Raw genomic sequence first — 13,443 nt, 5'->3', positions numbered from 1 at the left:
AAATGCTTTTTGTTAATTGTAGCAATTTTTATTTTTCTAGATAGTGCAGTAGCTCCTATAAAAATATCTGGAATTTCAATCAAACTGTTTTTTCTCTTCAGTTGTTTTGTGATTCGATTGCAATGTCATTTGCTGGTTTATCAAAAGGAAGAATTGTTACACGTCCAAAGAAATCTTTCCAAAAATCAATTTCTTCAGCTTTTGCACCAATCATGATTTCATATTCAGTAATAATTGACACAGCAAACAGGTTGTAAATTTTGGTCAATTTATAAAAGGCGCTTTTTTACTTAAACTTTTTTCGATAAAAATCAATTAAAATAGAAGAATCCAAGCAGATTATTTCACTCTCCATGAATTGAAATTTTTTCTATCCTTTTAATGCTGCTTATATTGTTCTTCACTCATAGTTGGAGCAATAAGTAAGAAACTTTGAAAATCTGATAAATCATTTGATGCTTTATGCTCAATAAATTCATCATTTAAAACTGATTTTAATTGTTTGATTTTTGCAGCCGGAAGTTTTTTTATTGCTGCTAACAATTGCTCATAGCCTATGTCGATTGTTATTTCCATATATCAAAAATACAAAATTTAAAAAATCAAAGCAAATCTATATGTTGCTCTACTTCAGTTCATCTAAAACGCTAAACAACTTCTTGTTAATTCCACTTCCGCTATAATTATTGATATTGATTACCACCACATATTTATTTCCTGCAGCATTGGTATGGTAACCGGCAAATGCCGAAACATCATTTATCGTACCGCTTTTAATTTTCATACCATTGTATTCAGGCAGGGCTTTATAATAATCAGGAAACCAATTCTCTTTCTGGATTTGGAAAAGCACATTCGCCATTGCTGATGTGGTTATTCTATCGCCTGGAGAAAGTCCGCTACCATCGATAATATTCAGTGCTGTTCTATCTATGCCTTTATCGGCCCAGAAATTGATTTCGGTTTCGGCACCTTTGCCCGTTGTACCTGCTTTACCTGATTTTACAGCGATTGTTTTTAGAAGTGATTCGCCATAGAGATTAATGCTTTTCTTTAAAAACCAGTAGGTGATTTCACTTAAATTAGGTGAACTAATTGTGCTTATTTTTTGTGTAACCGATGGGATCACCTGGTTGTTTAAAGTCATTAACCGGGCAGTAGTTGCTTGTTGTGAAGTAGTAATGCCTAATCTTTTCAAGGTGTCTTGCAAGCGATAGGCACAATCGAAAGCGGGGTCGGGGAGGGCGACTGAAATGCCTGATTTACTAATACCCATGCCCCAGCTTCCGCGGATATATGCAGTATTGCTGTATGGCGGCAAGAAAGCATAGGCACGATCTCCGGATCCAGCGCTGCCCGTTTTTAATTCATTCACAATTTGGACATAAGGGGTCGCAGGTACTGTTTTTACAATTTTCACGTCATCGGCAGTACTACTTCCAGGCCTTAAATGGATATCGAATTGGTTTTCTCTCCAGGCTAATCCGGAAGTCCCGGCACCGTAATAATTGCCGATATCTTGCCAAACCCAGCCTTCTGGTGTGGTTTGCGTACCGAAAATACGGTCGTCGCCAATCACTGTGCCTTCTATTTTTTTTATCCCTGCCGATTTTATAGCAGTAACCCATTGTGTTAAAACAGTATTTTCTTTGTTTTGATAACGCCAGGAGCCCAGGGTCGGGTCACCACTGCCAATAATGATCAGATTACCTTTTAATGTACCATCTGCTGTAATCGTTCCGGTATAGGCCAATGTGGTCTGGAACTGAAAATCCTTCCCTAAAATACTGAAAGCCGTAGCTGCCGTAATGGTTTTTAATGTTGAAGCGGTAGCTAAACCGATCTGTTCGTTTTTGGCGAACAATGTTTTACCCGTATTGGCATCCAAAACACAAAGTGAGGCAATGGCATGTTTAGCCTGTTCATCATTTAATAAACTGTTGAACGCTTTTTTCAGATTTTGGATTCTGTTTTGGGCAATTGCAGAGGTTGCTAAGCAAAAGAATAGAAATAGTAATTTGAAAAATTTCATTTTTTTATTGGCAAAGATGTGTTAGATCAGAAAGCTGGTATAATTTGATTTGTTTATCACGTATGTTTCATTGGTGCTGTATGCATCTAAAAAAGTTGATGGAAATCTTACTTTTTTGTTTTCATTCCATTTAATTTCTATCGCATTTATTTTTCCATCAATTTCTTCTATTAAATCAATTTCCTGTTGTTGAAAGCTACGCCAAAAATAATATTTCGCATGTTTTCTTTTGTTATTACTGGCCTTTATATATTCTGAAACGATATAGTTTTCGAAAAGCTGACCAGCATCCTGTCTTAACCCAAGCATACTAAAATTTTCGATTACCGCATTGCGGATTCCGGTATCGTAAAAGTATATTTTTTTGCTCTTCTTTATTTCGTTCCGGAGATTGCTACTATAAGCGCCTAACCTAAATACGACAAAACATTGCTCTAATAGGTCGATATAACGCTCAACGGTTAGTTTATCTGCTTCAATCATTTGTCCAAGCTCGGTATATGATACTTCATTGCCAATCTGTAGAGCTAATGCCTGTACTAATTTTTCGAGTTGTAACGGTTTCCGGATACCGGTAAGCGATAAAATGTCTTTAAAAAGATAACTGTTGGTTAAGTTTAATAATAGTTCTTTTTCTTCTCCAGGATAGTTGATTGCATCAGGGTAGGTGCCATAAATCAATCTTTTTTCTAATGCTTGTTCCTCAATAAGCAGATTCGTGTCATCAACAAGTTCTGCAACTGAAAAGGGAAAGAGGTGATATTCGAATTTTCTTCCGGTTAACGATTCTTTTATACCAGCAGCCAGATCCAGTGATGAAGAACCTGTAACTAAAAGCTGTACGTCGGTAAAATTATCTACTATCAACTTTAATGTCAAACCGATATTTGTAACGCGTTGCGCTTCGTCGATAAAAATAAATTTATTTGAGCCGACAATTGATTTTAACCGTTCAATGCTGATGTCTGTTAATGTAGTTCGAACATTGGCTTCATCACAGTTCAGAAAAACAAAAGGTAGCCCTGTTTTATTTACCAATTGCTTTAGCATAGTGGTTTTACCTACCTGCCTTGCACCGGTAACAATAATCGCTTTTTGCTTAAAAAACTTCGATTCGATATGCGTTTGCAAACTTCTAATGATCATTTCATGATATCGTTGTCCGATAACAAATATAATGAAATTTAATGTGTAATCTCTTTTTTATATATAATTTAGTGATTACAATCTCTTTTTTATATGTAATTTAGTGATTACAATCTCCGTTTTATATGATTTGGTTTAAATTGAGCTTATCCGTTAAATAGTTTATTGCGTTTGATTTCTTTCCCTTGTCTCAGTTTTACAGCATGATAGATGGTGGGAACATCATTCGTCCATTTTTTTAGCGTAAAAACAATGGCGAGTATCTCCAGCCGGGTTAACAGACCCAGCCAAAAGCAAATTTCAAACAGGACTACCGATTCGCAGTGCACCATGATTTCGACCAATGTGGCAAATATGCTTAATGTCCAGATTTTAGCCCCGATAGAATGCGTGGCAATTTCCTTTTTAAATTTTAGATAACTGAATACGTATGTGGAAGCCTCAAAAATACCAAGGACAATTAATTTTATGAGATTGGCTTTGAAAAAATCAGGACACTGGATATAGGTAGCAATAGCTACTGAAATGAAAAACACCTGGTCAATACCGGAATCTAAACGCCTTAACTTTTCAGAAGATATGTTGAGTTTACGGGCGATTATCCCATCAAAAACATCAGTTAATAAACCGATCGATAATAATGTGATGGCTATAAAAGAATAATGATTGGCATGGAAAACACTTAACAGGATGATTCCAAAACCGATAAGCAGTCTGGAGTATATCAAGGCAATTGGAATATGTTTCATGGTGGAGAGCGGGCATAAAAAAAGTCCCCCGATTTTTACACCGGGGGACTCTTCTTGAGTTTATGATTAAACCAATTCTTTTTGAATCAGGTATTCGGCAATTTGTACGGCATTGGTTGCAGCGCCTTTGCGTAAATTATCGGCAACAATCCAAAGGTTTAGCGCTTTAGGAGCCGATTCGTCCCTACGGATACGGCCTACAAAAACTTCATCTTTTTCATGCGCATCTTTCGGCATTGGGTATTTTAAATTTGCAACATCATCAACAACGATTATACCTGGCGATTTTTCTAAAATACTGCGTACCTCAGCTAAATCGAAATCATTTTCAAATTCGATGTTTACCGATTCTGAATGACCGCCCATTACCGGAATACGAACTGTTGTAGCGGTAACTTTAATGCTATCATCGCTCATGATTTTGTTCGTTTCCTTAACCATTTTCATTTCTTCTTTTGTGTATCCGTTTTCTAAGAAAACATCAATATGAGGAAGTACGTTTAAATCTATTTCGTATGGATAAGCTTTCGGACCATCAATGCCCTTGCGCTCATTCATTAACTGTTCAACCGCTTTAACACCTGTACCGGTAACCGATTGATAAGTAGAAACCACAACACGTTTGATTTTGTATTTATCGTGCAACGGTTTTAATACCACCACCATCTGAATTGTAGAACAGTTTGGGTTGGCAATGATTTTGTTATCGATGGAAAGCTCGTGTGCATTCACTTCTGGTACAATTAATTTAATTGCAGGGTCCATTCTCCATGCAGAAGAGTTATCGATAACGGTTGTTCCAGCTTCTTTAAAACGTGGTGCGTGTTCCAATGAAGTATTTCCACCAGCAGAAAACAAAGCAATATCTGGTTTCATGCTAATTGCAGTATCCATGCTAACAATTGGGAACTTCTTACCCTTAAAAGTAATTTCCTTACCAACACTCTTTTCTGATGCTACGGGAATCAACTCTGTTAAAGGGAAATTTCTTTCCTCCAATACTTTTAACATGACAGTGCCTACCAATCCGGTGGCACCTACTACTGCTACTTTCATTTTAAATTTTAATTAAATATTAAACATTTGATAAGCCCAAATATGCTAAAAATTAAGCTTATATCCCCATTATCACCGATTAAATTTGCTTTTAATATTTTAAATCTTAGTTTTTCGATAGAAAATAAAATTTAAAAATTAACCGTTAATTCGATTTAGTCGACCAGATATACACTCGTGAGAAATTAGTTGATTGTTTTTTTGAAAGCAGGTTCCTGTGCATATCGGTTACGAAAGTCCTGCCATCCGCTTTATCCCGATGGAAAAATCGGGATGTCCGCTTATGTCAGGTTTAAATAACCTACTTCAGCCGTCATAACGTAAAAAAATCTTTTTAGTGTGTTAGTTCCGCGTTAGGGATTGTAAGGGTTCAGTGCCGATTTTTTCGGCACCGGAGCGAAGCGGAGCCCTGAAAAGCCCGACCCTTGCGTAGCTTGGGAAACGCCCAAATTAATTTACAATTTTGGGTGATAACCTCTTTTTTTAAAGACCCCGCAGGTTTTATTCAGTATTATTGTTGTTTTAAAGGCCTCATTGAGGGGTGCGCCGTTTTAAAACCTGCGGGGATAAGAAATTTAAATCAAACTTGCTTTGATATAATCGCAACTAGTTTTAATCGAACCGATTGGATCAGGCTGATAATTATTTTCGTGCTCTACAAAGAAATGTTGCATGCCTGAAAGTTTAGCCTGGGCAAAAATGGTTTTAAAATCGATAGATCCTTTACCAACTTCTGTATTTAACTCAGGTTTGGCTTTATCCATATCTTTTACATGCCACATCGGGAAACGGCCAGGATATTTTTTAAATAAAGCTAAAGGATCGTTACCAGAACGAACAACCCAATATAAGTCCATTTCAAAATTGACCAGGTTTTTATCTGTTTCGCTTAGATATACATCGTAGCCAGTAGTATCGCCTAATTTTTTGAATTCGAAATCGTGGTTGTGATAAGCGAATTTTAAACCAGCTGCTTTTGCAATTTCGGCCACTTTGTTAAAATCGCCTGCGGTTTTTTTGAAACCATCTGCGCCTTTGCTCATATCTACATGTGCACCAGCAATGGTAAAATATTTACCGCCAATGGCTGCTGAAGATTCGATATCTGCTTTTAATTTATCGGTTTTTCCTGTTCTAACAAAATCATCCATACCGTAGTGGCCGCTTGGTGCTTTTAAGCCATTGCTATCTAATAGGGATTTAAATTCTTTAGGTGTTAAGCCCCAAAATTTTCCTTCAGAAAAACCATAGGTTTCCACTTCTTTATATCCTGCCTGTGCTACTTTTTCGATAATACCTTTTACATCTTTTGGCAATTCATCACGCAAAGTATATAATTGTAAACCAACATTTTTACTTGCTTTATCAAAGGCAAATGATGGAATTAACAATGCCGCTCCGGCAGCTAATCCTGCCTGTTTTAAGAATGTTCTTCTTGAATTCATCATTTAAAATTTAAATAATTTCTTTTTTAATATATGCGCAGCTCGCTGCAACAGATTCCATTGGGTTTGGTTTGTAATTGGTTTCGTGCTCTACAAAGAAATGTTTCATGCCCGAAAGTTTTGCATCGGCAAAAATGGGTTTGAAATTGATAGAACCTGTTCCTACTTCAGCATTTAATGCAGGATCTGTTTTGTCCATATCTTTAACATGCCACATGGTAAAACGACCTGGGTTTTCTTTGAACAATTTAATCGGATCGTTTCCTGAACGTACTACCCAATATAAATCAAGTTCAAAATCAACAAGATTTTTGTCGGTTTCTTTTAATAAAATTTCATAACCAGTTGTATCGCCCTGTTTCTCGAATTCGAAATTGTGGTTATGATAAGCCAGTCTGATACCAGCCTCTTTGGCCAATTTTCCGGCTTCGTTTATTTTAACCGCAATTTTTTTATAATCATCGGCATTTTTTCTAATGCTTTCGTCTAACCATGGAATCGTTACATATTCGCTTCCCAATACTTTTGCAGCCGCGATAGCAGCCTTTAGTTCTTCCGTATTTCCATCGGTTAAATAGCTCCCTAATCCATAATGGCCACTTGGTGCTGTTAATCCGTTATCATCAAGCAGTTTTTTAAATTCAGCAGGAGTTAAGCCCCAAAATTGATCTTTTATCGAGAAACCATAGGTTTCAACTTCCTTAAATCCGGCTTTTGCTACTTTGGCTATTGTTCCTTTTACATCTTTAGGAAGTTCATCCCTTAAAGAATATAATTGCAGGCCAACTGATTTTTTATCGGTAGCCATGCAAGCAAATGATGGCACCAAAAGTGCTGCGGCTGCAGCCATACTACTGTTTAGTATAAAACTTCTTCTTGATAACATAGGTATATATTTTTAGATGTCGCAAATGGAAACGGCCTTTTTTAAGGAGGCTATTTTATCGGCGTTTTTAGGTATAAATTCTTGAGCAACGAAACCTTTAAAGCCAGTTTCGGCAATAGCTTTCATGATTGCTGGATAATATAACTCCTGCGTATCATCGATTTCGTTTCTTCCCGGAACACCTGCAGTGTGGTAATGTGCAATGTATTGATGATATTCCCTGATATTTCTGATTACATCACCTTCGTCAATCTGCATGTGATAAATGTCGTAAAGCAGTTTGAAATTTTCGGATCCTAAACGTTTACAAAGCTCAGCGCCCCAGGAGGTTCTGTCGCATTGATAATCTTTGTGGTTAATTTTACTGTTCAGTAACTCCATTACCAGCACTACATTGTGCTTTTCGGCCAGGGGCATTAACTGTTTTAATCCTTTAACACAGTTGTTCCAACCTGTTTCGTCATCCTTACCACGGCGGCTTCCACTAAAGCAAATTAAGTATTTGTAACCAGCTTCGGCAACAAGGGGAATCATTGCCGTATAATTCTGAATTAATTTTTCGTGGAATTTTTCGTCATTAAAACCATCTGTTAAATTAATTTCAGCACCGTTACACATGGTCGATTCTAAACCATGTTTTTTTAGGGTAGGCCAATCTGTTGGTCCAACCAGATCGATGCCTTTAATACCGATCTTTTTGGCTTCAATGCAAAGTGCTTCTACATCAAAACTGCTAAAACACCAGCGGCAAACGGCATGGTTAATATTCCCTTTTAGCCTTAATGGCTGATCTGATTCTGGTTTATCCATGGCTAATGCTGAAAAACTGGAAGAAACACCAATCGCAGCGGTTCCTGCGATGATGTTCTTTAAAGCATTTCTTCTGTTTAGATTCGAGGCCATTTTAAACAGTTTTAGCTTCTATCTCAGCCTTGGTTTTATCGTTGAAGAGCACAGCAAACAATAAGAAAACTGCTGCTGCAATTCCTGCCGGGATAATCCAAACCATTTTCCAATCGGTTACATCACCAGTTTTATACATATCGGTAATTAATCCCGCTACCTTAAAACCGATCAGCATACCAACGCCATAAGTTGCAAGGGTAATGATACCTTGCGCAGCACTTTTAAATTTTTCTCCTGCTTTCGAGTTGGTGTAAATCTGGCCCGAAACGAAGAAGAAATCGTAGCAAACACCGTGAAGTGCAATTCCAATAATCAACATAAAGCTTAAACTGCCGGCGTTACCATAAGCAAAAAGTACATAACGTACAGCCCATGCCAACATACCTACAATGATCGTTTTCTTGAAGCCGTATTTAGAAAAGAATACAGGAATGGCAAGTAAAAATAAGGCTTCAGAAACCTGTCCGATTGCCATTTTACCTGTTGGATTAGAAACTTTGATATCTGCTAAGAAAAGACCTGCATTTTGGTAATAGAAGGCTAGAGGAATACAGATTAAGATCGATGAGATAAAGAAAACAGCAAAATTTTTGTCTTTTAGTAATTTTAAAGCATCTAATCCTAAAATGTCTCTCAATTTTATTTTTTCGTCTTTAGCCACTTTAGGAGGGGTTGCAGGTAAGGTAAAGCTAAATAAGCCCAATACCAATGATGCAATACCAGCCATTAAGAATGTGCTTTTTAACAAACCAGCCTGAATTCCTTCTGGAGAATCCCAGTGGAAAGCAAAACTGATTAATAAACCAGCGATGATCCATCCGATGGTGCCAAATACCCTGATGTTTGCAAATTCTTTTTCCGCATCTTTCATTTGATTAAAAGACACTGAATTAACCAATGCTAGGGTTGGCATGAATAAAATCATGTAACCTAAAACGTAAGGGTAAAATACACTCACATCTGGTGCACTATACATCTGGTACATTAAAATAGCACCAATGATGTGTAAAACACCTAAAATTCTTTCAGCGTTAAAATATCTGTCGGCGATAAGACCGATTATAAATGGAGCAATGATTGCGCCCCAGGATTGGGTTGAAAATACAGAACCAATTTCGGAATTGGTTGCCTTTAGGTTATTGTTTAAAAAAGCCCCTAAAGTAACAAACCAGGCGCCCCAGATAAAAAATTCCAGGAACATCATGGCAGAGAGTTTAAAGCGAGTAGTGCTATTCATTTGGTTTATATAAGGTTATTTAAGGTATACGGTTAAAGGTATAGGGTATAAGGTTAATGGGAAAGCGGGTAAACTTTATGCTTTCCCGCTCTCTAACTCAAATATCTGGTTAAAGCGAATGAAAGGAAACCTTCAACCTTATTCCTTCCGCCTTCAACCTTATTTACAGTTCTTTAATAGAGATGTTTTTGTACCAAACTTCATCGCCGTGATCTTGTAAGGCAATTTTACCAGTTTTAAAAGTTCCCCAGTTTTCCCATGTTGCAAACTTGCTGCCTGCAACAATTGTTTTCCAGTTCTCATCCCAAAGCGTAGTTTTTACAACTTCCACTCCGTTTAAAATTAAAGTTAATTTACCTTTTTTACTAATAATTTCAGCTTTATTCCATTCGCCAACAGCTTTAACGGGCTCTGATGAACTTTTTACAAGGTCGTATAAGTCACCTGCACGGTGTTTAGTGATTTTTCCATCAGGGTGACCGTCGTTATCGATTACCTGCATTTCTAAACCTGTAGAGTAGGTAGCATGGTATTTTGGTTCTTCGTGCACATAAAAAATCAATCCACTATTCGCTTTTGGAGCCACCTTCCACTCATATTTTAAATGGAAATCGCCATATTCTTTGTCGGTAACTAAATCACCACCACCGTCTTCACCTTTTTTAGCTAAATCCAGGTGTAATGCACCATCCTGAACTTGCCAGCCACTACCAACAGTAGTTTTGTTGTAAGTATGCCAACCGGTTGTTGTTTTACCATCGAACAATGGTTTAAAGCCTTTTTGCGCTTTTGATATTTGTGTTACTGCAAGTAAGATACAGGCAGAAAGAAAGATTTTTTTCATTTTTTTAAGTTTAAACCTCGCAGGTTTAATTCGGGGTTTTTAATGTTTTCAAAGGCCTCATTGAGGACTTCGTCGTTTAAAAACCTGCGAGGTTTGTGGATGTATTAAAGAGTTAAATTGTTCCAGCCTTTGCGGTATTCGCGTTTTACAAACTGGTTTGCTTCATCAAAATTGGTTACTTTCATATTGTCGTTATCCCAAAGCATTTTAGTGTACCTGCCTGGATAAGTAGTTTTGCCGTTTACTGTTTTTTGGATATCGAAACTTCTGATTGCCAGGTTGGCCATCAATAAAGCTTCGGTTAATGGACCAGCAATTTCGAAAGGAGAGCTCACTTCTTGTTTACCGTAACCAGCAATTGCAGCTTCTACCCATTGTTTATAGTGTCCGTTTGCACCATCAGGTACACGGGCATATTTAGGTGCTACTTTAATGTCTTTATTTCTACTTAAAGGCAATAATTTCGGGTTTGCACTATAAGTTTCAGACATCATTTTGCCTTTTGTCCCGATAAATAAGGTACCATTACCGCCATCGCCAAAAGTTTCGTTTGCTTCTAATTCTTCAGGGCGTTCTGGTTGGATACCACCATCCATCCAATGTAAAGTAACATCACCTTTGGTTTTATTCGTTTTAGGGAATTTTAAGGTAACGTGACTTGAAGGAGGACAGCTTTCAGGGAAATAACCGCGTTTAAATTCATCTACATAAACAGAACCTACACTTGCTTCAACTTCTTTGGCATATTTTAAATTTAATACACTAAAAGGAGCTTCGATAAGGTGACAGCCCATGTCGCCAAGGGCACCTGTTCCGTAATCCCACCAGCCGCGCCAGTTAAATGGCACTAATTTGTCTATAAAATCCTTTTCGGGTGCAGTACCCAGCCATAAATTCCAGTCTAATTCTTTAGGGATCTCTGCTTTTGTAGTTGGGCGAGGAATTCCCTGTGGCCAAACTGGTCTATCTGTCCAGGCGTAAACAGTATGTACATCACCAATTAACCCGGCTTCATACCATTCTTTCATTTGGCGTGGACCATCGTTTGATGCTCCTTGATTTCCCATTTGGGTTACCACTTTGTATTTTTTTGCAGCTGCGGTTAGAATACGCGCTTCATAAATATCGTGTGTTAACGGCTTTTGAACATAAACGTGTTTGCCTAACTGCATGGCTGCTAAAGCCTGGATGGCATGGTTATGATCAGGAGTGGAAACAGAGACAGCATCGAAATTTTTATGTTCCTTATCTAACATTTCGCGCCAATCTTTATAGTATTTTGCTTTAGGAAAAGCTTTAACACTATTGGCTGCACGGCGGTCGTCTACATCACATAAAAAAGCAATGTCTGCTTTTCCACTTTTGTAAAACATACTTAAATCACTTTGGCCTTTTCCGCCAACACCAATGCCGGCAACCAATAATCGGTCGCTAGGTGCTAAATAACCTGGTCCGCCTAAAACATGGCGGGGTACGATCATAAATGCCGCGGCTGCGATAGCCGAAGTTTTAATAAAATCACGGCGGTTACTCGTGTTTTTATTTTCTTGCTCTGTTTTCATATCTAGTAAATCGATTTGCTAATTTGGTTAAAATTATTTTTTTAGGGATAAAATGTACTTTACCATCAATTTTGCATCGTCTTTTTTAAGGGTAGCATGAGCAGTCATTGGCATATTGCCCCAAACTCCGGTTCCACCTTTAATAATCTTATCCGCTAACATGTTGATGTTTTTTTCTGTAGCCGGATATTTTTTTGCAATTTCCACGTAAGCAGGGCCGATAATTTTATTGGTCTTGTTGTGGCAGCCTAAACAATCGTTTTTGTTGATCAGTTTCTCGCCTGGATTTGACTGAAATGCAGCATGGTTTGCCATTGTTGCCGTTGCAACCACCGTTTTCTCTCTCGATAAATCAGCCTTTGAAAACGACGCCATAAAAATGACTACAGCGCCTAGAGCTAAAAATGTTTTTTTCATGTCTTGTGTGTTTTTTTAATTGCATTCAAGCTTGCATAAGCGGTAATATTTTATTTGTTGTTGCTTATGCAGGTTTTCATCTTGTGTGTGTTTTGTGTTTTGTTAATCTTGTAATCCTAATATTCTTTTATTGAAAGCGCTATCACTTCCCGATGCGGCAAAATCATCAAATGCTTTATCGGTTACGTTAATGATGTTCTTTTTTATAAATTCAGCACCTTCTCGGGCACCATCTTCCTGGTTTTTGATACAACATTCCCATTCCATAACCGCCCAACCTTTAAAATCATATTGGGCCAATTTACTAAAAATGGTTTTAAAATCAACCTGGCCATCACCAGGCGAACGGTAACGTCCGGCACGGTTTGCCCAACTCTGGTAACCACCAAAAGTGCCTTGTTTGCCTGTAGGGTTAAATTCTGCGTCCTTTACGTGGAAGGCTTTGATGCGTTCGTGGTAAAAATCGATGTATTGAATGTAATCCAATTGTTGCAACACAAAGTGAGAAGGGTCATACAATAAGCATGCCCGAGGGTGATTATTTACCGCGGCGAGGAACATTTCGTAGGTTTCGCCATCAAATAAATCTTCTCCAGGGTGTATTTCATAGCAAACATCAACACCACATTGATCGAATTCGTTTAAGATTGGTGTCCACCGTTTTGCCAATTCTGCAAAACCTTCTTCAACCAATCCGGCAGGGCGTTGCGGCCAGGGGTGGAAATATTGCCACAATAATGAACCGCTAAAAGTAGCATGCGCATTTAAGCCTAAGTTTTGAGAGGCCTTTGCAGCATATTTCATTTGTTGTACGGCCCATTCTGTTCTTGCTTTTGGATTTTTATGTACTTCTTTTGGTGCAAAAGCATCAAAAAGATCGTCGTAAGCAGGGTGCACTGCAACCAACTGACCCTGTAAGTGAGTAGAAAGTTCAGTGATTTCTATACCGTAAGATGCGATTTTTCCTTTCAACTCATCTGCATAAGTTTTGCTTTCTGCAGCTTTTTGAAGGTCGATAAACCTTGCATCCAGGGTTGGCATCTGGATGCCTTTGAAACCTAATCCGGCTGCCCATTTGCAAATATTATCTAAAGAATTGAATGGTGCTTCGTCGCTTATAAATTGTGCTAAAAATACTGCTGGTCCTTTTATCGTTGTCATGC

14 protein-coding genes are annotated in these 13,443 nt (G+C 37.9%); all 14 read right to left on the bottom strand.

The window, feature by feature from the left end; translation table 11 throughout:
- Positions 1-97 precede the first annotated feature (97 nt).
- Positions 98-268 (bottom strand): hypothetical protein, encoded by a 171-nt coding sequence (locus R2S57_RS13060; protein ID WP_316845393.1) that lies wholly within the window; start codon positions 266-268, stop codon positions 98-100.
- Positions 269-378: 110 nt separating this feature from the next.
- The gene (locus R2S57_RS13055) at positions 379-576 is read right to left on the bottom strand and encodes a hypothetical protein (RefSeq protein ID WP_316845392.1); all 198 of its coding nucleotides are present in this window, start codon (positions 574-576) and stop codon (positions 379-381) included.
- A 49-nt stretch (positions 577-625) separates the two neighbouring features.
- On the bottom strand, positions 626-2,032 hold the full coding sequence (gene dacB, locus R2S57_RS13050) for a D-alanyl-D-alanine carboxypeptidase/D-alanyl-D-alanine-endopeptidase (RefSeq protein WP_316845391.1): 1,407 nt from the start codon (positions 2,030-2,032) through the stop codon (positions 626-628).
- A 21-nt stretch (positions 2,033-2,053) separates the two neighbouring features.
- Positions 2,054-3,178: an ATP-binding protein gene (locus tag R2S57_RS13045; RefSeq protein ID WP_316845390.1), complete on the bottom strand. Its 1,125-nt coding sequence runs from the start codon at positions 3,176-3,178 to the stop codon at positions 2,054-2,056.
- A gap of 146 nt (positions 3,179-3,324) precedes the next feature.
- The gene (locus tag R2S57_RS13040; RefSeq protein ID WP_316845389.1) at positions 3,325-3,927 is read right to left on the bottom strand and encodes a CDP-alcohol phosphatidyltransferase family protein; all 603 of its coding nucleotides are present in this window, start codon (positions 3,925-3,927) and stop codon (positions 3,325-3,327) included.
- A 66-nt stretch (positions 3,928-3,993) separates the two neighbouring features.
- Positions 3,994-4,983 carry an aspartate-semialdehyde dehydrogenase gene (locus tag R2S57_RS13035; RefSeq protein WP_187591457.1) on the bottom strand — a complete coding sequence of 330 codons (990 nt, stop codon included), beginning with the start codon at positions 4,981-4,983 and terminating at the stop codon, positions 3,994-3,996.
- 575 nt (positions 4,984-5,558) lie between these two features.
- Entirely contained in the window at positions 5,559-6,431 is an 873-nt protein-coding gene (locus R2S57_RS13030) for a sugar phosphate isomerase/epimerase (protein WP_316845388.1), read from the bottom strand.
- A 7-nt stretch (positions 6,432-6,438) separates the two neighbouring features.
- Entirely contained in the window at positions 6,439-7,314 is an 876-nt protein-coding gene (locus R2S57_RS13025) for a sugar phosphate isomerase/epimerase (protein ID WP_316845387.1), read from the bottom strand.
- A gap of 12 nt (positions 7,315-7,326) precedes the next feature.
- Positions 7,327-8,217, bottom strand: a complete 891-nt coding sequence (locus R2S57_RS13020) for a hydroxypyruvate isomerase family protein (protein ID WP_316845386.1) — start codon at positions 8,215-8,217, stop codon at positions 7,327-7,329.
- Between the two features lies 1 nt (position 8,218).
- Positions 8,219-9,457, bottom strand: coding sequence for a nucleoside permease (locus R2S57_RS13015; protein WP_316845385.1), 1,239 nt, complete (start codon positions 9,455-9,457; stop codon positions 8,219-8,221).
- A 163-nt stretch (positions 9,458-9,620) separates the two neighbouring features.
- A complete protein-coding gene (locus R2S57_RS13010; RefSeq protein ID WP_316845384.1) occupies positions 9,621-10,301 on the bottom strand; it encodes a DUF1080 domain-containing protein in 681 nt (226 codons plus the stop codon).
- A gap of 104 nt (positions 10,302-10,405) precedes the next feature.
- The gene (locus R2S57_RS13005) at positions 10,406-11,863 is read right to left on the bottom strand and encodes a Gfo/Idh/MocA family oxidoreductase (protein WP_316845383.1); all 1,458 of its coding nucleotides are present in this window, start codon (positions 11,861-11,863) and stop codon (positions 10,406-10,408) included.
- A 33-nt stretch (positions 11,864-11,896) separates the two neighbouring features.
- Positions 11,897-12,280: a c-type cytochrome gene (locus R2S57_RS13000; RefSeq protein WP_316845382.1), complete on the bottom strand. Its 384-nt coding sequence runs from the start codon at positions 12,278-12,280 to the stop codon at positions 11,897-11,899.
- Positions 12,281-12,382: 102 nt separating this feature from the next.
- A complete protein-coding gene (locus tag R2S57_RS12995; protein ID WP_316845381.1) occupies positions 12,383-13,441 on the bottom strand; it encodes a sugar phosphate isomerase/epimerase in 1,059 nt (352 codons plus the stop codon).
- Between the last annotated feature and the right edge of the window lie 2 nt (positions 13,442-13,443).

It is taken from the genome of Pedobacter psychrodurus, assembly GCF_032678585.1.
GTDB classification, from domain to species: domain Bacteria; phylum Bacteroidota; class Bacteroidia; order Sphingobacteriales; family Sphingobacteriaceae; genus Pedobacter; species Pedobacter psychrodurus_A.
This window is presented reverse-complemented; position numbering and strand designations above follow the sequence as displayed.

Coding starts and splice junctions, on each gene's coding strand:
- R2S57_RS12995 (WP_316845381.1), bottom strand. CDS start 13,441: ATGACAACGATAAAAGGACCAGCAGTATTTTTAGCACAATTTATAAGC.
- R2S57_RS13015 (WP_316845385.1), bottom strand. CDS start 9,457: ATGAATAGCACTACTCGCTTTAAACTCTCTGCCATGATGTTCCTGGAA.
- R2S57_RS13055 (WP_316845392.1), bottom strand. CDS start 576: ATGGAAATAACAATCGACATAGGCTATGAGCAATTGTTAGCAGCAATA.
- dacB (WP_316845391.1), bottom strand. CDS start 2,032: ATGAAATTTTTCAAATTACTATTTCTATTCTTTTGCTTAGCAACCTCT.
- R2S57_RS13010 (WP_316845384.1), bottom strand. CDS start 10,301: ATGAAAAAAATCTTTCTTTCTGCCTGTATCTTACTTGCAGTAACACAA.
- R2S57_RS13030 (WP_316845388.1), bottom strand. CDS start 6,431: ATGATGAATTCAAGAAGAACATTCTTAAAACAGGCAGGATTAGCTGCC.
- R2S57_RS13000 (WP_316845382.1), bottom strand. CDS start 12,280: ATGAAAAAAACATTTTTAGCTCTAGGCGCTGTAGTCATTTTTATGGCG.
- R2S57_RS13040 (WP_316845389.1), bottom strand. CDS start 3,927: ATGAAACATATTCCAATTGCCTTGATATACTCCAGACTGCTTATCGGT.
- R2S57_RS13045 (WP_316845390.1), bottom strand. CDS start 3,178: ATGATCATTAGAAGTTTGCAAACGCATATCGAATCGAAGTTTTTTAAG.
- R2S57_RS13005 (WP_316845383.1), bottom strand. CDS start 11,863: ATGAAAACAGAGCAAGAAAATAAAAACACGAGTAACCGCCGTGATTTT.
- R2S57_RS13020 (WP_316845386.1), bottom strand. CDS start 8,217: ATGGCCTCGAATCTAAACAGAAGAAATGCTTTAAAGAACATCATCGCA.
- R2S57_RS13035 (WP_187591457.1), bottom strand. CDS start 4,983: ATGAAAGTAGCAGTAGTAGGTGCCACCGGATTGGTAGGCACTGTCATG.
- R2S57_RS13025 (WP_316845387.1), bottom strand. CDS start 7,314: ATGTTATCAAGAAGAAGTTTTATACTAAACAGTAGTATGGCTGCAGCC.